The 21,685-nt window shown below is 73.9% G+C and carries 18 protein-coding genes; 7 read left to right on the top strand and 11 right to left on the bottom strand.

Annotation, left to right across the window (positions count from 1 at the left end; genetic code table 11):
• Positions 1 to 43: 43 nt before the first annotated feature.
• Positions 44 to 595 (top strand): DoxX family protein, encoded by a 552-nt coding sequence (locus tag AC5WRL_RS00635; protein ID WP_496086217.1) that lies wholly within the window; start codon positions 44 to 46, stop codon positions 593 to 595.
• Positions 596 to 635: 40 nt separating this feature from the next.
• Positions 636 to 1,427, top strand: a complete 792-nt coding sequence (locus AC5WRL_RS00630; protein ID WP_496086216.1) for a dioxygenase family protein — start codon at positions 636 to 638, stop codon at positions 1,425 to 1,427.
• Between the two features lie 34 nt (positions 1,428 to 1,461).
• On the opposite strand, the gene AC5WRL_RS00625 is transcribed toward AC5WRL_RS00630, so the two are convergent.
• The gene (locus AC5WRL_RS00625) at positions 1,462 to 2,022 is read right to left on the bottom strand and encodes a TetR/AcrR family transcriptional regulator (protein WP_496086215.1); all 561 of its coding nucleotides are present in this window, start codon (positions 2,020 to 2,022) and stop codon (positions 1,462 to 1,464) included.
• Between the two features lie 58 nt (positions 2,023 to 2,080).
• Between AC5WRL_RS00625 and AC5WRL_RS00620 the strand changes: the two genes are divergently transcribed.
• Positions 2,081 to 3,049, top strand: a complete 969-nt coding sequence (locus AC5WRL_RS00620; RefSeq protein WP_496086214.1) for a DsbA family oxidoreductase — start codon at positions 2,081 to 2,083, stop codon at positions 3,047 to 3,049.
• A 252-nt stretch (positions 3,050 to 3,301) separates the two neighbouring features.
• Here the strand turns inward: AC5WRL_RS00620 and AC5WRL_RS00615 are convergent, their stop codons facing one another.
• From AC5WRL_RS00615 to AC5WRL_RS00600, 4 genes are all read right to left on the bottom strand, one after another.
• The gene (locus tag AC5WRL_RS00615; protein ID WP_496086213.1) at positions 3,302 to 3,910 is read right to left on the bottom strand and encodes a class I SAM-dependent methyltransferase; all 609 of its coding nucleotides are present in this window, start codon (positions 3,908 to 3,910) and stop codon (positions 3,302 to 3,304) included.
• Positions 3,903 to 4,826, bottom strand: a complete 924-nt coding sequence (locus tag AC5WRL_RS00610) for a protein kinase family protein (RefSeq protein ID WP_496086212.1) — start codon at positions 4,824 to 4,826, stop codon at positions 3,903 to 3,905. Before AC5WRL_RS00610 ends, AC5WRL_RS00615 begins: the two co-directional genes overlap by 8 nt.
• A 65-nt stretch (positions 4,827 to 4,891) precedes the next feature.
• Entirely contained in the window at positions 4,892 to 6,217 is a 1,326-nt protein-coding gene (locus AC5WRL_RS00605; RefSeq protein WP_496086211.1) for a lysine N(6)-hydroxylase/L-ornithine N(5)-oxygenase family protein, read from the bottom strand.
• Positions 6,210 to 7,721: a pyridoxal phosphate-dependent decarboxylase family protein gene (locus tag AC5WRL_RS00600; protein WP_496086210.1), complete on the bottom strand. Its 1,512-nt coding sequence runs from the start codon at positions 7,719 to 7,721 to the stop codon at positions 6,210 to 6,212. The genes AC5WRL_RS00605 and AC5WRL_RS00600 overlap by 8 nt, the downstream gene beginning before the upstream one ends.
• 485 nt (positions 7,722 to 8,206) lie before the next feature.
• Between AC5WRL_RS00600 and AC5WRL_RS00595 the strand changes: the two genes are divergently transcribed.
• Both AC5WRL_RS00595 and AC5WRL_RS00590 read left to right on the top strand, forming a co-directional pair.
• Entirely contained in the window at positions 8,207 to 9,238 is a 1,032-nt protein-coding gene (locus tag AC5WRL_RS00595; protein ID WP_496086209.1) for a lytic polysaccharide monooxygenase auxiliary activity family 9 protein, read from the top strand.
• A 129-nt stretch (positions 9,239 to 9,367) separates the two neighbouring features.
• Entirely contained in the window at positions 9,368 to 10,024 is a 657-nt protein-coding gene (locus tag AC5WRL_RS00590; RefSeq protein ID WP_496086208.1) for a pyridoxamine 5'-phosphate oxidase family protein, read from the top strand.
• Here AC5WRL_RS00590 and AC5WRL_RS00585 read toward each other — a convergent pair.
• A complete protein-coding gene (locus tag AC5WRL_RS00585) occupies positions 10,021 to 10,920 on the bottom strand; it encodes an esterase/lipase family protein (RefSeq protein ID WP_496086207.1) in 900 nt (299 codons plus the stop codon). The two genes, AC5WRL_RS00590 and AC5WRL_RS00585, sit on opposite strands and share 4 nt — an antisense overlap.
• Positions 10,921 to 11,123: 203 nt before the next feature.
• On the opposite strand from AC5WRL_RS00585, the gene AC5WRL_RS00580 reads away from it, so the two are divergent.
• On the top strand, positions 11,124 to 11,852 hold the full coding sequence (locus AC5WRL_RS00580; RefSeq protein WP_496086206.1) for a M15 family metallopeptidase: 729 nt from the start codon (positions 11,124 to 11,126) through the stop codon (positions 11,850 to 11,852).
• A gap of 170 nt (positions 11,853 to 12,022) precedes the next feature.
• On the opposite strand, the gene AC5WRL_RS00575 is transcribed toward AC5WRL_RS00580, so the two are convergent.
• Genes AC5WRL_RS00575 through AC5WRL_RS00560 form a run of 4 tightly spaced genes read right to left on the bottom strand, consistent with a single transcriptional unit; the run spans position 12,023 to position 15,990 of the window.
• Entirely contained in the window at positions 12,023 to 12,628 is a 606-nt protein-coding gene (locus tag AC5WRL_RS00575) for a GTP-binding protein (protein ID WP_496086205.1), read from the bottom strand.
• Positions 12,609 to 13,007 (bottom strand): DUF742 domain-containing protein, encoded by a 399-nt coding sequence (locus AC5WRL_RS00570; protein ID WP_496086204.1) that lies wholly within the window; start codon positions 13,005 to 13,007, stop codon positions 12,609 to 12,611. The genes AC5WRL_RS00575 and AC5WRL_RS00570 overlap by 20 nt, the downstream gene beginning before the upstream one ends.
• An 11-nt stretch (positions 13,008 to 13,018) precedes the next feature.
• A complete protein-coding gene (locus AC5WRL_RS00565) occupies positions 13,019 to 13,462 on the bottom strand; it encodes a roadblock/LC7 domain-containing protein (protein ID WP_496086203.1) in 444 nt (147 codons plus the stop codon).
• Between the two features lie 11 nt (positions 13,463 to 13,473).
• Complete coding sequence (locus AC5WRL_RS00560) at positions 13,474 to 15,990, bottom strand: sensor histidine kinase (RefSeq protein WP_496086202.1); 2,517 nt, start codon at positions 15,988 to 15,990, stop codon at positions 13,474 to 13,476.
• A 171-nt stretch (positions 15,991 to 16,161) separates the two neighbouring features.
• On the opposite strand from AC5WRL_RS00560, the gene AC5WRL_RS00555 reads away from it, so the two are divergent.
• Entirely contained in the window at positions 16,162 to 16,455 is a 294-nt protein-coding gene (locus AC5WRL_RS00555; RefSeq protein ID WP_496086201.1) for a hypothetical protein, read from the top strand.
• On the opposite strand, the gene AC5WRL_RS00550 is transcribed toward AC5WRL_RS00555, so the two are convergent.
• Positions 16,449 to 21,674, bottom strand: a complete 5,226-nt coding sequence (locus AC5WRL_RS00550; protein ID WP_496086200.1) for a hypothetical protein — start codon at positions 21,672 to 21,674, stop codon at positions 16,449 to 16,451. The two genes, AC5WRL_RS00555 and AC5WRL_RS00550, sit on opposite strands and share 7 nt — an antisense overlap.
• Positions 21,675 to 21,685 lie beyond the last annotated feature (11 nt).

Here is a 21,685-nt window from a genome sequence, read left to right as displayed (position 1 = left end):
TCGAATTTGAACGACGACACCGTCGACATGGAGACCCTCACCCATGACCTCCCCCACGACTCTGACGTCCCGCGCCGCCCTCGCCGGCGGCGACAGCACCGCACCCACCGGCACCGACCTGGGCCTGCTCGTGCTGCGCCTGGCGGTCGGGCTGACCATGGCCGCGCACGGCACGCAGAAGCTGTTCGGCTGGTTCAACGGCGGCGGCCTGGACGGCACCGGCCAGTTCTTCGAGTTCCTCGGCTTCCCCTCCGGCCGCACCATGGCCCTCATCGCCGGGCTCTCCGAAACCCTGGGCGGCCTCGGCCTCGCCCTCGGGCTGCTGACCCCGCTGGCGGGCGCCGCCATCGTCGGCACCATGCTCAACGCCATCGTCTCCGCACACTGGGACGACCCGTTCCTCGGCGGCTACGAACTGCCGCTGCTGCTCGGCGTGGCAGCCGCCGCGCTGGCCCTGGCCGGCCCCGGCCGGTACGCCCTCGACCACATCCTCCCGCTGCCCGAGCGGGTGCGCGAGCACCGGCTGGTGCACGGCGTCGCCGCGCTGGCGCTGGCGCTGGTGGTCGCGGGCATCACCCTGCTGATCCGGAACTGATCCGGAACAGACCGAACGAACAACCGACAAGGAGACCGTGATGACCGCCCCCGCCGCCGACCGGATGCCCGTGCTGTACCTCAGCCACGGAGCACCGCCGCTGGCCGATGACGCCCTGTGGACCCGGCAGCTGGCGGAGTGGTCCGCCGCACTCCCGCGGCCCCGGGCGGTCCTCATGGTCTCCGCGCACTGGGAATCCGCCCCGCTCACCGTCGGCGCCACCCGCACCGTGCCGCTGGTGTACGACTTCGGCGGCTTCCCCGAGCACTACTACCGGGTGACGTATCCGGCCCCCGGGGCCCCCGGACTCGCCGCGCGGGTACGGGCCCTGGTCGGCGGCCCCGGCACCCCCGTGCACGAGGACGCGACCCGCGGCCTCGACCACGGGGCGTACGTACCACTGAAGGAGATGTACCCGGACGCGGACATCCCGGTGCTCCAGGTGTCCCTGCCCACCCTCGACCCGCAGCGGCTGCTGGCGCTGGGCCGGCGGCTGGCGCCGCTGCGGGACGAAGGGGTACTGATCGTGGGCAGCGGCTTCTTCACCCACAATCTGAGCGGGTTCGCGTGGGGCAGCGCGCCGAGCGAGGCGCCCGGGTGGTCCAGGGAGTTCGACGCCTGGGGCGCGGAGGCGCTGGGCGCCGGGGACATCGACGCGCTGCTCGACTTCGAACACGCCGCACCGGCCGGCCGGATCGCCCACCCCCGTACGGAACACTTCGCCCCGCTGTTCGTCACGCTGGGCGCGGGCGAGTCGGAACTCGCCACCCAGCGCTCGGTGATCGACGGCTTCTGGGGCGGCCTGGCCAAGCGCTCCATCCAGCTGGGCTGACGGAGGCCCGGCGGGCCGGGGGGCACTGGCGCGGTCAGGCGCGCAGCAGGCGCCAGGTGGCGAGGGCGGCGTCCGGGGCGGGCGCGGGGTGGTCGGCGCAGATCCAGGTGGTGATCACCCCGCACAGCGCGCCGGCGAGATAGCCGGCGTGCAACTCCAGCGGGATGTCGGCGGCTGCGGGCGGGCGGCGGCCGTGCGCCGCGAAGCGGTCGGCGAGGCCGGCGGCGAGGCGCTGCTGCATCCGGCGGGCGAAGCGGGCGCTGCCGCCCTCGGAGAGCATCCGGCGGTAGAGAACGGCACCCGACGCGACCTCCTCGAAGAGGTCGAGGAGCGGCTGGGGCGGCGCGTCGCGGGGCGCCTGGAGCGGACAGAGCGCGGCGGCGCGGGCGAGCCGGCCGATGGCGTCGTCCATGGCGTCGGCGACGAGGGCGTCGAGGTCGGGGTAGTGGGCGTAGACGGTGGCGCGGTTGATCGCGGCGCGCTGGGCGATGAGCGACATGGTGATGGCGCTCAGCTCGCGCTCACCGGCCAGTTCGAGCGCGGCGGCACGCAACCGTTCACGGGTACGGCGGGCGCGGGGGTCGTCGGGGTTCACGGGAGGCAGTGTACGGCAGGTGTTGCATAACCAACATCTGTTGCTTATAGTGCCGGGTATGCGTATCGAGATCTGGGCCGACATGGTGTGTCCCTGGGCGTACGTCGGCAAGCGGCGGCTTGAGGCGGCCCTCGCCACGTTCGGCGAACTCGGCGACGAGTCGGCCGAGGTGGTGTGGCGGCCGTTCCGCATCGACCCCATGGCGCCGGCGAAGGCCGAGCCGCTGGCGGAGTGGCTGATCGACCCGCTGGTGAGCGAGGCGCTGGAAGCGGGCGCGCCCGGCGCGAACGAGACCCGGATCCGGGTCTCGGAGATCGCGGCCGACGAAGGCATCGACACCCCGTTCGGCGCGGTATGGCGAACGGACAGCGGGCCGGCCCACCAGCTGATCGCGCTCGCGTACGAGGCCGGCGGATCCGCGCTCCAGAACGCGGTGGTCGAGGAGATCCTCAAGGCCCACTTCGTGTCCGCCCTCGACATCAGCGACCCCGCCGTCCTGGACCGGGCCGCCCGCGCGGCCGGCTTCGAGGCGGGCGGAGCGCTGGTGGCGGCGGGGGCCGCCGAGGACCAGGTCCGGGAATTGCTGCTGCGCGGCAAGGCGATCGGCGTACGCACCTCCCCCACCCTGGTCGTCGGCACCCACGCCTTGGCGGGCGCCCAACACCCCGACGCGATCGCCGCGTTCCTGCGGAACGCGCCGGCGGTACGCGACCTCCCGGCGGAGGTGGAACGCCTGCGGCTGGCGGAATCCCTGCTGGACAAGAGCGACCCACTGGGCGCGCTGACCCTGCTCGGGCCGCTGCTGGCCGACCACGGAACGGACCGCACGGTCCGGGTGGCGGCGGCCCGCGCCTACTACCACTCGGCCCAACTGGACCGGGCGCGTGGCGTGCTGGAGCGACTGACAGAGGAGACCCCGGACGACGCGTACCTGCACCTGCTGCTGGGCCGCACGCTGGAGCGCCTGGGCCGCCAGGCGGAGGCGGCCCCCCACCTCCGCCTTGCCACGGCAATGAGCCCGGCCTGACGGCCGCTTGAGGCCAACGAGACGGCTACCCCCGCCCACCCACCCCACCCCGGGGACGGGTGGGCGCGGCAACCGCTACCCTCACCTGGTGAGGCACGAAACCAAGGCAAAGAAAAACCAAAGCCCTCGCTGAGCCCCAGGTCAACAAGGGTCTTCCCCGCAGGCGCGGGGGTGCTCCAAAGATTGAGCGCGGCGAGCGGCTTCCCCGCAGGGCGGGGATCCTCCGGCCCCAGGGGTCGCCCAGACGGCCCCTCAGTTGGTCGTCGTCAGTGCGATCAGCGCGTAGCGTTCGTCCCGTACCGGGCGGCCCCACAGGGTGGGGGCTTCGGTCAGGTCTTCGTGGCGGGTTTGGTTGGGGTTGATCGCCGGCAAGGTGTGGAGCATGGTTCGGAGTTCGGCTGCCCCGATGCCCGTGGGGGTGGATTCGCCCCAGCGGCCCTCCACCAGGATCAGGCGGCCGCCGGGGCGCAGCAGTGCTGCCCAGCGGGCCAGGACCGACTCGGGGTCGGGCAGGGCCCACAGCACGTGCCGTACCAGCACCGCGTCGAACGATCCGGCGCGTACCGGCGGGTGGGTGGCGTCGGCCACGGCCAGCGTGGCGCGGTCGCGGCCCAGCTTCGTGCGGGCGATCCGGATCATCGGGGCCGAGCGGTCCATCGCCGTCACCGTGTGGCCCTGGCCGGCGGCCAGGGCCGCCATACTGCCGGTGCCGCAGCCGAGGTCCAAGACCCGGCTCGGCCTGCCCGGGAGCCAGTCGCGCAGTCGCGCGTCCCAGGCGGCGCGGACCGCCGGGTCGCGCAGGCCGTGGTCGGGTTCCTCGTCGAAGGTCGCGGCGGCGTCGTCCCAGTAGGTGTCAGTCACCGGAGTGCTCCAGGGCTCGTTCGATCTCTGCCGCCGGGTAGGGGGTGTGCTTGCTGTCGTTCACCAGGCGGTCGTGGAAGGCGTCGATGACCTTCGCTGCCGCAGCGTACCGCCCCAGGTCCGCCGCCGGGCGGTGGAAGCGGCGGAGGTGGGCGGGCAGATAGGCCAGGTCGTAGGTGCGGTGGGCCGTGAGGAAGGTGGCTTCTTCCGGGGCGAGTTCGAACCGCTCGCTCAGCGCCAGCCCCAGGTCAGCGAAGTAGATCCGCCGGCCGTCCGTCAGGATGTTGCGGAAGTGGGCGTCGAAGTGGACGAAGCCCCGCTCGCCCATGAACCGTGCCCCGCGTACCAGTTGGTCCAGGAAGCCGTCGTGCGTCTCGTCCGTCAGCCATTGGGTCAGGGTGTGCGGGATGTACTCCAGGAACAGCACCAGGCTGTGTTCGGACCGGCCGATCGCGGCCAGCCGGTCCCGTACCGCCGCCGATCCCTCCCAGTCGAAGCGGCCGAACTCCTCGGCGAACCCCTCCGGCGCCGTGTCCCGCAGCACCCGCCAGTGGTGCAGCAGCGGGAAGCCGTCGTACTGGCCGGCCAGCACCCAGTTCGTGGTCATCACCTGGGCCGCCAGCTCGCGCCACGCCCCGAAGCCGGCCGAGCCCACGCCGTAGTGGTAGAAGGCGGGGAGGTGGAAGAGGTTGGCGGTCGAGTGGAGGTGTTCGGGGCGCAGTTCATGCGCGGTGAGCGGGACGCGCTTCGCGAACACCCGGGTGCCGGCCACATCGAGGATCGCCGACCGGCCGCCGATGCCCCCGGCCCCGCTCCCGGCCCCGCCGGTCAGCAGTGCGGTGAGTCGCGCGTCGCTCAGCAGCGCCAGCTCGGTGGCGATCCGCGCGTGCCGCCCGCGTCGTTCGGTGTCCGTCACTCGCCCCTCGACCTCCGCCCCGCTGCGAGTGGGCCCGGCCGCCCCGGGCGGCCGGGCCCGCTGGTTCAGCGCGGGTCGAACGTCTGGAACGCCGTCCTGCGCGGGATGGGGAAGGTCGCCCTTCCGCTCACCGCGTTGAGGATAAGCGCACCCCGGTAGGCGCCGATGCCGAGGTCGGGTGAGGCCGCGCCGTGGGTGTGGAGTTCGGCGTTCTGGACGTACAGGCCGGCCGTCACCTCGGGGACGGTGCGGATGCGGTGGCCCTCGGTGATGTCGTACCGGCCCTTGCCGTCCCAGGCGATCAGTTTCTCCACCGGGGCCAGGCACTCGGGGCGGCGCGGGGTGTAGCCGGTGGCCGCGATCACCGCGTCCGTCGAACGGACGGCGGAGCTGTCCGTGTCGGCGTGCCGGGTGGTCAGGGTGATCGTTTCTCCGGGTCCGGTGCCGGCCGCCTCCAGTGCGGTTGCCGGCCGCAGGGTGATCGGCGCCCGGTCGCCGTCCAGCAGGTGGTCGTACAGCTCCTCCTGGATGAGGTCGATGGTCTCCGTGTCGATCCCCTTGTACAGCTGCCACTGCGAGGCGATCAGCCGGTCGCGTACGTCCGGCTCCAGCGCGTGGAAGTAGCGCATGTACTCCGGGGTGGTGTACTCCAGCACCAGCTTGGAGTAGTCGAGCGGCGCGAACCCCCATGACCGGGTGAGCCAGTTGACGGCCCAGCCGGTCTCCTTCTGCCGGCGGATCAGGTCCAGGAAGACCTCGGCCCCGGACTGACCGGAGCCGAGCACGGTGATGTCCCGTACCCCGGCCGCCGCGAGGGCGTCGATCCGGTGGAGGTACTCGCCCGAGTGCAGCACGCCGGGGTGGTCGGCCAGGTTCTTCAGCGGGCCGGGGAGCGCCGCTTCCGTGCCGATGCCCAGGGTGATGTTCCGGGCCGGCTGGATGCGGGTCGTGCCGGTGGCGACGTCCCGCAGGGTCAGTTGCCACAGGTCGTGTTCGGCGTCCCACTCCACGGCGTCCACCGAGGTGCCGAAGTGCAGCCCGGGAATCCGGGCCGCCGCCCAGGCGCAGTAGTCGGCGTACTCACGCCTCGGTATGTGGAAGCGTTCGGAGATGTAGAAGGGGTACATCCGGTCGTGCTCGACGAGGTAGTTGAGGAACGACCAGCGGCTGGTGGGCCGGATGAGGGAGACCAGGTCGGCGAGGAAACCGACCTGGAGTTTCGCCCAGTCGAACATCAGGCCGGGGTGCCAGTCGTACGCGGGGCGCTGGTCGTACGCCGCGTACGTCAGCCCGGGTACGTCGTCGGCCAGTGCCGACAGCGACAGGTTGAAGGGGCCGATGCCGACCGCCGCCAGGTCGAGGACGGCGGTTTTCTCGGTGTGCTCAGACATGGTGGTGCTCCTCCTCGGCCTCCACGGCCGCCCCGGCCGCGTCCACGGCGGCCAGCATTTCCTCGATGTCGCTCGCCCTGGCCTGCGGGTTGAGCAGGGTGAGTTTCAGCTGTACGGCGCCGGCCGTCTCGGTGCGGCCGATCAGCGCGCTGCCCTCGCGCAGCAGTCGGCGGCGCAGGGCGCCGTTGATGGCGTCCACGGTGGCCGGGTCGGTGGTCGTACGGGGCAGGTAGCGGAAGACGACGGTGGTGAGGACGGGTTCGGTGGTGAGTTCCAGGTGCGGGTGGGCGGCCACCGCGCGGGCCGCGTGCCGGGCCAGGTCGTGGCAGGCGTCCAGCATCGCGCCGACGCCCTCCCGGCCCAGCGCGAGGAAGGTGGCGGCGACTTTGAGCGCGTCGGCGCGCCGGGTGGTCTGGAGGGAGTGGCCGAGCAGTCCGTCGTAGCCGGCCTCGCCGTCGTCCTCGGGGTTGAGGTAGGCGACGCGCAGCCCGGTGGTGGTGGCGAAGCCGGACCGGTCGCGCAGCAGCAGCGCGCTGGCGGCGGCGGGTTGCCAGGCTGTTTTGTGCAGGTCGATGGTGATGCTGTCGGCGTGCTCGATGCCGTCCAGCAGGGGTCGCAGCCGGTCGGAGAACAGGGCGCCGCCGCCGTACGCCGCGTCCACGTGCAGCCGGATGCCGTGGTCGCGGGCGATGGCGGCGAGTTGGGGCAGCGGGTCGATGGAGCCGTAGTCGGTGGTGCCGGCGGTGGCGACGATGGCGATGGGGAGTTCGTCGGCGGCGCGGCTGCGTATCGCGCGGTCGAGTTCCTCGGGGCGCATCCGGTGGTGTTCGTCGGCCGGGACGGATCGTACGGCGCTCTCGCCGAGTCCGAGCAGGGCGGCGGCGCGGGCCATGGAGAAGTGGGCGAGTTCGGAGCAGTAGATGAGGGGGCGCACGGTCAGCCCGCTCAGGCCCACGGCGCGGACGTCGCGGCCGGGGCGCAGGGCGGTGTCGCGGGCGATGAGCAGGGCCTGGAGGTTGGAGGCGCTGCCGCCGGGGGTGAGGACGCCGCCGGCGGCCGGGCCGTAGCCGGCCAGGTCGGTGAGGGCGGCGATGAGGCGGCGTTCGAGTTCGACGGCGTAGGGGCCGGAGTCCCAGGTGTCGACGGAGGCGTTGAAGACGGAGGCGAGGACGTCGGCGGCGGCGGCGACGCTGAGCGAGGGGGGCTGGAGGTGGGCGGCGGCGCGTGGATCGGCGAGATCCACCATGCCTGCGGCATATGCCCGGGCCAGGGCGAGGACGGCTTCCCTGCCGCCGCCGTGCCGCGGTATCGGGCCGTCCGGCAACTGCCGGTCGACGAGGGCGGACAGCTGCCGCGGGGTCTGTGCGGGCAGCGGCCCCGACCGGCGGCGCAGGGCGCCGGCCGCTTCGCGGGTCAGTTCCGTGACGAGTCTGCCGACATCGGCCAGACCGGCCGGGTCGGCGGCCAGCAGATCGGGCTCCAGCAGGGTGGGGGGCACGGGCACGGTTGGTGCGTGGCCGGGCATGCTCATGGGCTCTGTACGGTCCCTTGCGTTGACGGTGGGTGCTCAGTCGTGCGTGGTGGTACGGGTGGTGCTCGGTGGTCGAGTGCGGCTCGGCCGCCGATCAATTTAGGTTAGGCATACCTAACCATGTCAACCACGCCTGTCCCCACCCGGGGCCTATGACCGAAATTCACCCCTGCGCACCGACGCGTCCCGGGCGTTCCCATCCGTGCTTAACCCGGCCTTGTCCGCGTCCTTAGTGGGGTCTTAAAGATCGGTGGAGGGCCCCGTCGCGCCCCGAAACGGCCCCCGGCGACGGCTAACGTGCTCATTCCCCGGGCCGCTGATCCCCCGTCACGGTCCGGGGAACCCCCACAAGTCCCCCCACAAGTCCCCCCACTCACCACCCCCACAAGTCCCCCCACGCATCACCCCCCACACACCCCACCCCGCATCATCCGCCCCGCCACAAGGAGACCCTTCCGATGACTGCGCTGCGCACCGCCGCCACGGTCGCCGCCCTGACGGTGGCCGCCCCACTGGCCATCGTCGTTGCCACGGCCACCCCCGCCGCCGCCCACGGCTCCATGGAGGACCCCGTCAGCCGGGTGAAGGCATGTCACGCGGAGGGCCCGGAGAATCCGCAGAGCGCCGCCTGCCGCGACCTGGTGGCGACCGGCGGCACCCAGCCGCTGTACGACTGGAACGAGGTCAACATCGCGGACGCCGCCGGCCGGCACCGGGAGCTGATCCCGGACGGCAAGCTGTGCAGTGCGGGCCGCGACAAGTACGCCGGGCTGGACCAGGCGCGCGCCGACTGGCCGGCCTCCACCCTGTCCGCCGGCCCGCACACCTTCCGCTACGCGGCCACCGCGCCGCACCGCGGGGGCTTCGAACTGTTCATCACCAAGAACGGGTACGACCCCACCACCCCGCTGCGCTGGTCGGACCTGGAGTCCTTCGGAAAGGTCGACGATCCGGCGCTGGAGAGCGGCGCGTACGTCTTCGACATGACGGTGCCCGAGCGCTCCGGACGGCATCTGATCTACAGCGTCTGGCAGCGCAGCGACAGCCCGGAGGCGTTCTACACCTGCTCGGACGTGGTGTTCGGCGGTGCGGGAAGCGGTGGCCAGGGTACCCAGCCGGCGCCGCCCGCCACCGAGCCGGAGCGCGACCCGGCGCCCGAGCCCGAGCCGGACCCCGCCCCGGAGCCGGAGCTCCAGCAGCCGGACTCCGGCCACGACCACCAGCACGACGACGGTGCGCACGGCGACCACACCGATCACCGGGACGAGGCCGCCGCCCCCGAAGCCAACCGGCCCGCCCCGGCCGGCGGCACCAGTGAGACCGTCACCGAGGCGGACCCCGACGCCGCCGCGAACGACCCGTCACTGGCCGCCACCGGTGGCGACTCCGCCACCGCCGCGCTCGCCCTCGGCGGCGCCGCCGCCCTGCTCATCGGCACCTCCACGGTGCTCCTCGCCGCCCGCCGCCGGGCCGCCACCCGCCGCGCCTGACCGGCGCGGCCCACTCACCGGTGCCGCCGTCTCCCGGCCCCCACCTTCAGGGGAGACGGCGGCACCGCCGTACGCTTCGTGCTGTCAGCATCTGGGGGGCCCGACCCGGAAATGGGGACAGCGACAGCGATGACGACCGCACCCGGCAGGTACCCGCCCGACAGGTACGTGGAGGTCGGCTCCGAGAGTGAACTGCGCGAGCTGATCGGCGAACCCGCCCCGTACACCCGCGACAAGGTCCGCACCGAACTGCACGCCCTGGACCGCGAATGGCTGGCCCGCTCACCGCTGTGCCTGATCGCCACCAGCGCGGCCGACGGCAGCTGCGATGTCTCGCCCAAGGGCGACCCGGCCGGCTTCACGCTCGTCCTGGACGACCGCACCCTCGCCATCCCCGAGCGCCCCGGCAACAAGCGCATGGACGGCTTCCGCAACATCCTCAGCAACCCGCGGGTCGGCCTGATCTATCTGCTGCCCGGGCGCGGCGACACCCTGCGGATCAACGGCCGCGCCCGGCTGGTGCGCGAGGCGCCGTTCCTCGACGAGATGATCGTGCGGCGCAGTCGTCCCAGGCTCGCCCTGGTGGTGGAGATCGAGGAGATCTTCCACCACTGCTCCAAGGCGTTTCTGCGCTCCCACACCTGGGATCCGGACAGCTGGCAGCCGGAGGCGCTGCCCAGCCGGGCCCGGATCGCCAAGGCGCTGGATCGTCCTGACGACTCCCTGGCGCTGCTGGAGGACCACTACGGCCCTGGCTACGCCGAGAAGTTGTACGAGACGGCCTAGGAGAAGAACGACCAGCAGGTGGTCGGCCTGGCGTTCGCCGGGTCCAGGGCGTTGGCCGTCTCGTGGAAGGCCATGCGGTCGATCAGCCCGATCGTGGCGTGCTCGGAGATGTTGAGCGGGCACAGGTCCTGGAGCAGGACGTTGCGCACCCCCGGCTCATGGATGAACTGCGAGCGGTACGGGGTGACCACCTCGTCGTAGCGGGTCGAGATCACCGTGTACGTGACGCCCGGCACGGTGTAGCCGCCCGCGTTCAGCTCCCGCAGGAACGCGGAGCCGGCCACCTGCTGGGACAGCGCGGGCGCTCCCTCGGCGACGGCCCGGTCCAGGCCGGGGATCAGGTCGAGCAGCCTGGTGAGCCCCAGCAGCGTGGTGCCGTTGGTGCTGGGCGCGATCGCCACGAACGCGTTGACCTTGCCGGCCGCGCCCGGGTGGTGCTTGAGGTAGTAGCGGGGCATGAGCCCGCCCTGCGAGTGGCCGACCAGGTCGACCTCGCGGGCGCCGGTACGGGCCAGCACCCGGTCGATCTGGGCGGCGAGTTCGCCGGCCGAGTCCTCGATCGGGGCCAGGCCGCCCAGGAGCGGGACGCCGGGCAGCCGGCCGTAGTCGAAGGAGTAGACGCAGTAGCCGCGGGCCACCAGGTAGGGGGCCAGACCGAGCCAGTTGGTGGTGCCGTCGGCCAGGGTGCCGTGCACCAGGACGACGGGGCGGGGGTGGGCGGCGGCGGGGGTGCACTGTTCCTTGTTCCAGCCACCGGTGGCGGCGGTCGCCACCACCTCGTCGGGCGCGACGGCGGCGAGGGCCGGGGCGGGCAGCAGGGTGAGCACGGCGGCCAGCAGCAGGCCGGTGCGCAGTCGTCCGGGACGGGTTCGGGTACGGATCCGGGGCAGCTTCATGGGGCGGCTCCTCGCTGATCTCACATGGGGGGTGACACCGCGGCAGAAGCTGGGTCCGGACCACAGTTACTGCTGAGTACCCCTCACGTTACGAGCGGGTAACCCAGCCGCCTACCGTCCCGTCCGTGAAGAAACCAGCACACCGTCATCACCTTGGCCGCACATCTCGCGCGGGCCCGCCCGGCCCCTGATAGGAACCGGTTATGTACCGTTCGTCCGCCGCCGCCCTGGCCGCCGTCGCGGTCACCGGCGCACTGGTGCTGCCGCTGGCCGGTTCCCAGGCACCCCCGGAGGTGACGGACACCGCGCCCGCCGACTTCGTGGCGCTGCGCGCGGTCGCGCCGGACATCCAGCAGGAGATGCGGTACGCCGGTCCGCACAACTTCACCGGCGAGCCCGTCGACGGCTACGAGCAGCCCGAATGCCTGCTCACCCGGGACGCGGCCGACGCCCTGCGACGGGCCGCCGCCGCCCTCGGCCCGCAGGGCTACGGGCTGCGGGTGTACGACTGCTACCGCCCGCAGCGCGCCGTGGACCACTTCATGCGCTGGATGGAGCGGCCCGAGGACGGCCGCACCCGGGCCGAGTTCTACCCGCGCGTCGCCAAGGACCGGCTGGTGGCCGAGGGCTATCTGGCCGTGAAGTCCGGCCACAGCCGGGGCAGTACGGTCGATGTGACCCTGGTGCGGACGGCGGACGGCGCCCCCGTGGACATGGGCACCGGCTTCGACTTCTTCGATCCGCGCTCGCACGGCGACGCCACCGACGTCCCCGCCGAGGCGCGGGCCGCCCGTACCCTGCTGGCCACCACCCTGGGCGCGGAGGGTTTCGCGCCGGTGGACACCGAGTGGTGGCACTTCGGCCACCGGGCCGAGCCTTACCCCGACACCCTCTTCGACTTCCCGGTGAGCACCAACTCGCTGCGCCGTTAGCCAATGCAACCGCGGCGGGCACCGGAGCCACCCCCGTGGGTCCCGATGTCCGCCGCAGTCACTGATCACCGACGCGTCGAGGGCGGCATTTGGTTTCGCCGTCCTCGACGTTGTCACCTTTTCGCGACACGACCGCAGCAACCCCAGGACGTCACGGGCGCAACTCCCGTTCAGGACACGGCGGAACGCTGCCGCGCTGACCGGTGCAGCGCGTGCTCCACCACCGCCACCAGCGCGTCCCTGGCCGAGGTCCGTTCGCGCGCGTCGCACAGCAGCACCGGCACGTCCTCATCGAGGTCCAGCGCGCGCCGCACCTGCTCCGGCGGATAACGGACCGCTCCGTCGAAGCAGTTGACCGCCACCGCGAACGGCAGCCCCCGGGTCTCGAAGAAGTCCACCACCGAGAAACTGTCCGCCAGCCGCCGGGTGTCCACCAGGATCAGCGCCCCCAGCGCCCCGCGCGCCAGCTCGTCCCACAGAAAGCGGAACCGTTCCTGCCCCGGCGTGCCGAAGAGATACACGATCACCGAATCGCTGATCGTGATCCGCCCGAAGTCCATGGCCACCGTCGTGGACCGCTTCCCGGCAACCCCCCGGATGTCGTCCACCGGCCGCCCGGCCTCCGTCAGCGACTCCTCCGTCTGAAGGGTCTTGATGTCGCTGACGGCGCCGACCAGCGTCGTCTTCCCGACGCCGAAGGCCCCCGCGACGAGGATCTTCAGTGCCGTGGGATCCGCGGACCTGCCGGCACCGCGTTCAAAGGGCCCGGAGACCATCGATCACCTCACGGAGTGTGCTGTCGTCCTGCAACTGGGAGGCGGGGACCGGACGGCTGACCCGTACCAGACCGGCGTCCAGCAGATCACTGATGAGCACCCGCACCACCCCGACCGGCAGATCGAGCCCGGTGGCGAGCTCGGCCACCGACTCGGTCGTACGGCGGCAGCGGCGCATGATCTCGGCGTGCTCCGGGGCCAGTTCCCGGTCGGTGAGATCGGTGCCACCGCCCGTACCGCCCTCCGGATCGCCGGTCTCCGCCGTCACCAGGGCGATCAGGTCGAGGGGATGACCGACGGTACCCCGGGTGCGGCCACGCGTCATCGCGTAGGGCCGCACGATGGGTCCCGCCTCCTCGTCGAACCAGCCGTGGCTCATCGGCCGGCCGGTCAGCTCTCGCCGGCCGGGCCACCGCGCGGCGCGGTGCCCAACTGTGCGCCGACCCGCTTGATCAGCAGCGTCATCTCGTAGCCGATCTGTCCGATGTCCGCCTCGATTTCGGCGAAGACGGCGAGCGCGCTGCCCTGGCCCGCCGCGGCCACGAAGAGAAACGCGTCGTCCAGCTCCACCAGGGTCTGGCGGACCCCGCCGGTCGCGAAGTGCCGTCCCACGCCCCTGGCCAGTGAGTGGAACCCGGAGGCCACCGCCGCCAGTTGTTCACTGTCCTCGCGGCTCAGCGCCCGGGAGGCGCCGCGCGCCAGACCGTCGGCGGAGAGTATCAGCGCATGGCGGATTCCCGCCACTCTGCCGACGAGTTCGTCGAGCAGCACGTCCAGCCGCTCGCCGTCCTGATGAGGTGTTCCGTCCTGGGCGTCGGCCCCCGGTGCAGTCATGGGTCTGCCCCTTACGGTGTCGGTGCCTGCGGGTCATCGCCCCGCCTGATGTCGGTGCCGTGGTCGCGATCGCGGTCGCGGTCGCGGTCGGTGTACTGCCGGCCGCGCCGCCAGCCGAGTTGCAGTGCGGCCATCCTGGCGCGTACCTCGTCGGCGTCCTGCTCACCGGGATCGGTGCCGGGGCCGGGGCCGCCGGGCTCCGGCTCGTCCCACTCCTCATGGCGCGGGGCGGGCTCGGGCCGGGTGCGGCGCTGCCGGCGCGGCAGCCCGGCGATGGTGGTGGTGGCGCCGCCGTCCTCCTCCTGGTGGCCGGGCGCGGGATCGGCCTCGCCCGGGGGTTCACCGACCGGCCGCCCGTGGTCGGCGACCAGCACCGGGGTGCGGCGCCGCTGCGGCAGCGGGATCGGGGGTACGGGCGCGGCCGAGGTGGTGTGCTCGGCCGGCGCCGCGGGTTCTTCGGGGCGCGGTGGCGCGGGTGGCCGGGGATACCGGTCGGGATACGGGCCGAAGCCGCGCAGGCTGTCCCGGGCCCGCTCCAGGGTCCGGAAGCCGACCGGGGCCTCCAGCTCCACGGGGCCGTCCACCGGGCCGTTCAGCAGCTCGGGCGGGGCGGGGCGTTCGGGCAGCGGGTTGCGCTCCTCAGGGCTGTCCCCGGCGCTCTCGGTGAGCAGTTCGCCGGGCAGCAGCACCACGGCGGTGGTGCCGCCGTACGGGGACTCCCGCAGTGACACCCGCACCCCGTGCCGCTCCGCCAGCCGGGAGACCACGAACAGGCCGAGCCGGTCGGTGTCGGACAGATCGAACTCGGGGCTGTGGGCGAGACGTTCGTTGGCCTCGCGGAGTGCGTCGGGGTTCATGCCGAGGCCCCGGTCGTGGATCTCCAGGGTGTAGCCGTGCGGGACCCGTTCGCCGGAGACCTGGACCGCGGTGTGCGGTGGGGAGAAGACGGTGGCGTTCTCCAGGAGTTCGGCGATCAGATGCGTCAGGTCGGCGACCGCGCCGCCGGCCACCGCCAGTTGCGGCATGCGGCGCAGCTCGACCCGCTCGTAGTCCTCGACCTCGGCGACCGAGGCGCGGACCACGTCCATGAGCTGGACCGGCTTGCGCCACTGCCGGGCGGGGGCCGCGCCGGACAGGATCACCAGGCCCTCGGCGTGCCGGCGCATGCGGGTGGTGAGGTGGTCGAGGCGGAACAGGTCGGCGAGTTCGTCGGCGTCGTCGGTGCGCCGTTCCATCGCGTCCAGCAGGCCCAGCTGGCGGTGCAGCAGCACCTGGTTGCGGCGGGCGAGATTGACGAGGATGTCGGAGATCCCGCGCCGTACGGTGGCCTGTTCGACGGCGGCGGCCACCGCGGCGCGCTGGAGGGTGTTGAGGGACTGACCGACCTGGCCGACCTCGTCGCGGCCGTACTCCAGGTGCGGGGCCTCGGTCTCCACATCGACCCGCTCGCCGGTGGCGAGCCGGCGCAGCACGCCGGGCAGCCGTACCTCGGCGGCGTCCTTGGCCTCCTTGGACAGCGTCATCAGGTCGCGGATCAGGGCCCGGCCGATGCGCAGCGAGACGACCAGCGAGATGATCACGGCGACGGCGCCGAGCAGGCCGGCCGCCCCGGCTCGTACGAGTACGGCGGTGGCCTCGGGGTCGACGGCGTCCTGGTAGCGCTCCTGGGCGCTGTCGCCGAGGGTGCGCAGCTGCTCCAGGGCGTTGCCGCCGGTGTCCACCCACTGGTCGGCGCGGGCGGAGCGGGTGCCGGCGTCCAGCAGCCGGCCCTCGACGACGGTGAGGACGTGGCCGGGGCCGGTGTCCCAGAAGGCTGCGTGGGCCTGCTGGTCCTTGGCGGGGAGGTCGGGGAGGTAGGTGGTGTAGGCGAGGGCGCGTTCGGTGATGCGGTCGCCGAGCTGGCGCAGTTCGGTGTCGGTGACGCGGCCGGCGGCGAGCGCGCCGGCCACCAGGGCGTCCTCGCGGGAGAGGTATTCGCGGGCCTGGGCGATGCCGACGACGGCGCGGCCGTGCCGGTCGAGGTCCACGTTCTCGACGAGGTGCAGGGCGCCGAGGAAGCGGAATCCGGGATCGATGACGACGGTGTAGGCATCGAGGGCGGCCGTGCGGGAGATGGTGTTGCTGTGGACCTGATCGCGCAGTGCGGCAAGCCCGTCGAGCCCGGAGAGGAAGGCGTCGAGCCGGTCCTTGGCGCTGCCGTTGAGGTCGTCGCGGGCGCCGCCGGCGGCCTGTTCGCGTACCTCGGTGACGGCCGTGTCGGTGGCCTCCTGGGTGGCGCCGAGGTCGGCGAGGGCGTCCGAGCGGCGCGGGTCGGCGAGGAACACCAGGGTCTGGCGGCGCTCTTGCTGGATGGCGTGGATGACGCCCTCGGCGGGGGTGCCGAGTTTGTCGGAGACGGAGGCGACGGCGAGCAGCGACCGGGCCTCGGCGACGGTGATGGCCGTGGCGAACGCCCAGATCGACACGAGCGACAGCAGCGGCACCAGCAGCAGGGCCCCTATCTTCCGTCGGATCGACTTCCCTCGCACGTGCGGGCCCTCCCCGGGTGTGTCCGTGCTGCTGCGTGCTGCGACAGCGCGAGCCTACTACCGCTGATAGCGGCTGGGCGTGAGGACTTGGTGAGGGCGTACCCGGGCCGGGGTCTTACCATGGAGCGGCAGGACATACCAGCACATCTCACCGCACCGGAGGACGGCGGAGTGTATGCGAGACCCCGGATGCCCGATCCGGTACGCGCGGCGGCGGTGCGGGCGGTCATCATCATCGCGCTGACGCTCAGTCAGGTGGTGGTGGTGCTGCTGTGCACCCTGGCCGGGTCATGGCTGGCGCTGCCGATGACGATCTCCTCGGTCGCCTCCACGGTGGTGGCGACCTGGGCGGTGCTGGACATCTGGATCACCCGGCAGGCGTGGCGGCAGCGGCACGGGGTGGTGTCCGTGCCGAGCAGCGCGGCCCGCCGCCGCCAGCCGCTGTGGCGCGAGGACGGTCACTGAGCGAGCCCCGCCTCCTCCCCCGGCCCGGCCTCCTCGGCCGGCTTGCGGAACACCCGGGTGGCGGTGATCTCCCCGTGGACGGCGTCGGGTTCACCGGTGCGCTGCTGCGGCAGCCCGGGCCGCAGATGCTCCTCGACGCTGATGTACTTCAGGCCGGCCCGCAGATCGGCGTCGTTGCGCAGCCGGATCACCAGCGGGAACTCGGCCAGCGCGGTGGTGTCGAACAGGCCCGTGGTGTACAGCAGTTGCACGCCCAGGGCGTCGGCCACCGCGCGCTGGAGCTCCAGCAGATAGGTGGCGTTGGCACGCCCGATGGGGTTGTCGAGGAAGAGGGTGCCGGCGTGCCGGTGCTTGTCGCGGCCCCGGTCGTTGCTGCGCAGCGCGGCCATGGTGCAGTACAGGGCGATGGCGGCGGTGAGCAGCTGGCCGCCGGAGAACACGTCGCCCATCTGGCCGACCGGCACCCGCTCGGCGCGCAGTACGGCGTCCGGCTTGAGGATTTCCACGGCCACGCCGCTGGGGCGCAGAGCGGCGTGGGTGCCGCGCAGCAGCAGGGACATGCCGTCGCGGCGCAGGTCGGAATTCTTCTTGACGGCGGCGCGGGTGGTCTCGTCGATGACCTCGCCGAGCCGTTCGCTGAGGGTGGCCTGGTCGGGGTCCTCGAAGCGGATGCGCAGGAACTCCTGCCCCGACCACTCCCCCAGGCCCTCGGGCAGCCGGGACAGCCGCTGGGCGGAACGCAGGGTGGCCAGGGACGACTCCACCAGGCCGCGCAGCCGGTCCACGATGGAGTCGCGGTTGCGTTCCAGCTGGGCGAGCTCGTCGGTGAGGACGCGCAGCCTCGGCGCGAACGCCTGCGCCCAGGCGGTGGCGTGCTCGGGCAGCGCGGCGGCGGGCAGTTCGCGGATCTGCTGCCGGGCGGGGGTGCGTACCTGCTCGTAGCGGGCGGCGTTGGCGTGCCGTACGAGAAGGTCGCCCGCCTCGCGGACCGCACCGTCGGCGGCCGTCAGGGCGGTGGCGCACGAACGGAGCGCGCGGCGGGCGTCGGTGGCGGACTGCCGGGCCTCGGGGAGGGTGCCGGGGTAGGCGGTGTCCGGCTCGGCGTCGGCCGGCGGTTCGGCCTGCGGGTCGCGCAGCAGATCGCGCAGCAGCGCGGCGGTCTCCTCGAAGCCGCCGGCGCCGTCCCGGGCGGTGTGGTGCTCGCGCAGCAGATCCTCGTGGGCGGCGCGGGCGGCGTGCAGGGTGTCCTCGCGGGCGGCGAGTTCGGCGGTGGCGGTGCGCAGCAGTTCGCGGGCGGCCTCGGCGTCGGCCGGGACCCGTTCGGCGGGCAGCTCGGTGTGGGCCTCGCCGTCGGCGGGGGCGAGCCGCTCGGCCTCGCCGCGCAGCCGGCCCAGTTGCTCGCTGGCGGTGGAGGATCGGGTCTCCAGCAATTGCACCAGCGACTCGGCGCGGGCGGCGGCGGCCTGCCGGGACGGGCCGTCGGCGCCGTCCAGCTCGGCGAGGAGCTTGGCCGCCCGGGTGCGGACCTTGTTGGTGAGCCGCTCCAGCGCGGCGCCGGCCGCGCTCTCGTCGCCCTCGGCGCGGGCCTGTTCGGCGCGCAGGTCGGCGCCGACACCGACCTTCTCGTACAGCTGGGAGGCCGTACGGTACGCCTCGCGCAGATCGGGCAGCGCGGCGGCGGGCGGCTCGGCGGGGAGCTCGTCGGGGGCGCCGGTGACCTGGGCCCGCTCGGCGCGCAGCGCGCGGGCGGTGCGGCGGGTGTCGTCGGCGGTGCGCTGGGCGGCGCGCCGGTCCTCGTCGGCGGCGCGGGCGCGGTCCAGGCACTCGGTGGCGGCGGCCTCGGCCTCGGCCGCCTCGACGGCCAGCTCCCGCACCCGCACCTGCCAGTTGGCGCGTTCGCGCAGCCGGAAGGCGAGTCCGGCGAGGGCGTCGGCGGAGCGGCGGGCGCGCTGGACCCGGTCCTGGGCCTCGTCGCGGATCCGGGTCGCCTCGGCGGCGATCTCCTCGGCCTCGGCGCGGGTGGCGCTCGCCTCGGTGAGCCGCTGCCGGGCGGTGGCGGCGCGGTCCTTGGCCTCCGTCGCGGCGGCGGCCAGCTCGGCGAGCCGCCCGGCGGGGCAGCCGGCCCGCCAGGAGGCGAGGCGGGCGGCCAGCGTACGGTCGCCGGCCAGCCGGGCGGCCAGTGTACGGATCTCGGTGTCGCGCTCGGTGGCGCGCTGTCGCAGGGTCTGCCGCTCGTCGTCGGCGGCGCGCTCGTCGTGCATGGCCGGGTTGGGCGGGACGAGGAACACGCCGCTGTCCGGGCCGCCGGGCGGCGGGGTGGGCGCGAGCAGCGCGGCGGCGGTGCCGACCGCGACGGTGGACCGGGGCAACAGGGCCGCGCCGGCGAGCGCTTCGCGGGCGCGGGCGTGGCTGCCGGGGTCGGTGATGATCACCCCGTCGACCAGCTCGGGCCTGGCGGCCAGCACGGCGGCGTGATCGGCGGGGTCGACGGCCTGCGCGAGATAGCGCCAGCCGGGGAGGGCGGGGATGCCGTGCTCGCCGAGAAATTCGACGGTGGCCAGCACATCGGGCCCCGGCGGCAGCAGTCCACCGTCCCCGAGCGCTCCAAGAATCCGCGCGTCGTCGGCGGCGGCGGTCCGCAGCTCGAACAACAGCCGTTCGGCGCCGGAGACGCGTTCCTCCAGCAGAGCGGCGAGCGCTTCGGCGTTGCGGTCCAGCTCCTCGGCGGTGAGATCCCCGCCGTCGCGCACCACGGCCGAGACCCCGCGCACCGCACCGGCCTCGGCGGCAACGACCCGCCCGGCGGCCTTGGGCCGCCGCCGCTTCCGGCCCCCGCCGCCCGCCTCGGCAGCGGCAGCCGCCTCCGGGCCCCCGTCGGTGATCCGGACCGTCACCTTCCGGCCTTGGGCCGAGGCCGCCAACACCCGGCCGGGCGTGACGCGCGCGCCCGAACGCCCGGCGGGCGTCCCGTCCGGCCGCGCGGCCTCAGCCCCGGACGCGGCAACCACCGGCCCGGCCTTCGCCGCACCGGCCGCCCGCCCGGACGCTCCGCGACGGGCGTCGTCCCCCGGCGAGCCGAGCGCGGGGCTACCGCCGGATTCCCCACCTGCCCCCGCCGCTTCGGCCCCCGACGAAGCAGCCCCCCGGCCTGCCGTCGCGCGGCCGTCCCCCGGCAGTCCGGCCGCCGCTCCGCGCCGGGCATCGCCCGCCGGCGTGTGCACGGCGGTACGCCCCGGGTGCCTCCCGTCCGGCCGCGGGTCGCCGTCCGGGACGCGGAGGGTTACTCCCCGCCGTCCGGCCCCGGGGCCGGACGAAGCGGGGAGGACCCGGGTGCCGGTGTCGGGCCGATCGGCGCGGTCCGTGGCCGGGCCGCCCGCCGGGGCCAGGCTGAGGAGTTCCGCCAGCCGGGGGGCGGAGGCCAGGGCGGTGGCTGTGGCGTGTTCGGCTTGCCAGGCGGCTTCGGCCGCCTTCGCCGCGTCCATGGCGCGGGCCGCCAGCAGGTCCGCCCCGGAGTGGGCCGCTGTTGCGTCGCGCAGCGATTCCGTGGCGCGGACCGCCGCCTCGCGGGCCGTTTCCCACGATGCCGTCGCGGACTTCTCCGCGTCGGACGCGGACAGCGCCGCGCGGGCCGGGTCCGCGCCCTCCAGCCAGCCGTTGCGGACCGCCTCGGCGGTCTCCGCCTCGACCTCCGCCAGCCGCTGCCGCAGATGCTCCGACTCACTGCGCGCCCGCTGCGCCCCCGTGGCCGCCGCCGTGGCGTCGCGGTGCGCGGCCTCCGACTCGCGCTGCAAGGCGGCCGACCGCTCCTCCTGTTCGCCCGCCGCGCGTTCGCTGTCCTGCGCCGCGGCGTGCAGCGCCCGCACCAGTTCGCCGGCCGCCGCACCGCGCGCCGCCAGGGCAGGCGCCGCGTCGCGTTCCGCCTCCTGGATCGCCGCGGCCACCCGCGCCGCGCGGTCCGCCGCCGCCCGGTGCGCCAGCACCGTCTCCGCCGCCTGCCACGCCGCGTGCAGCGTCCGCGCGTCGGTCAGCTCCCGGCGCTGCGCCGCCGCCCCCTTCTCGGCAGCCGCCAGCGCAAGCGACGCGTTGCGGTAGGCCAGTTCGGCGGCGATCAGCGAGGCGTCCGCCCGCTCCCGCTCCGCGCCCGCGACCGCCGCCTGCGCCGATTCGACCCCGGCGGCCAGCTCCGCCGCCCGGTCCCGCTCGGTGCGCCCGCGCGCGAAGAGCCGCCCGGCCAGGGCGCGTACCCGCCGCTCGGCCGCCCCGTGCACCGTACGGGCCTGGTCCCGTTCGGCCGCCGCCTCCGCGATCCGGCCGAGCAGGTCGAGCGAGCCGGCCGTGAAGTCCCGCTCGGCGGTCAGCTCGGCCCGCCGGCCCAGCTTGTGGGCGAAGCCGTGCACCAGGTCGGCGAGCCCGTCGGTGTCCCGGGTGTCGGTCACCGCGCGCAGCAGCAGATCGGTGAAGTCGGAGTCGTTCTTGACGGCGAAGAGCCCGGCCGCCTCGCCCTCGTCGGCGTTCATCTCCCGCTGGTAGCGGAAGAGTTCCGGGTCCAGGCTCAGCCTGCCCAGGTGTTCGATCCAGCGTTCGTGGGTCTCCTCCCACACCACGTCCAGGTTGGGGTACGCCTTGCCGGTCTCGGTCAGGACGTCCCGGAACCCCTTCATGGTGCGGCGCCGCCCGCGCGCCCCCGAGGTGCCCTCGGCCTGCTCCCCGCGCGGGCGCAGCGCGGTGGACTCGGCGACCGGCAGCGAGTCCAGGTTCATCCCGGGGCCCGGCCGGAAGGAGTACCACGCCTCGGCGAACTTCCTCGGGTCGCCGGACACCTGGCGCCCGCGCCACTCGCTCACCTTGCCGACCACCACGCTCTCCCCGGTGAGCGTGTGCTGCCACTCCAGGGCGACGTGCCCGCAGTCGTCCGCGAGCAGGAACTTCCGCAGCACGCCGGAGCTGGCGCCGCCCAGGGTGTTGCGGTGGCCTGGCAGCATCACCGAGAAGATGAGTTTCAGCAGCACGGACTTGCCGCCGCCGTTCTCCAGGAAGAGCACCCCGGCCGGCGCCGGGCGGCGCGGCGGCCCGGTGGGCTCCTCCTCGAAGAAGTCGGCCTGGGCGGGAGCCGGCTGGGGCACCACCGCACCGACTCCACGCAGATCGAGGACGGTGTCGGCGTAGCGCGCGCCGGCCGGTCCGATCGAGTAGAGGCGGACCCGGGACAACTCGTACATGTGGCTGGGCT

The organism is Streptomyces sp. NTD107 (assembly GCF_059510435.1).
The sequence above is the reverse complement of the archived record's forward strand: the minus strand, read 5'-3'. Positions and strand labels throughout refer to the sequence as shown.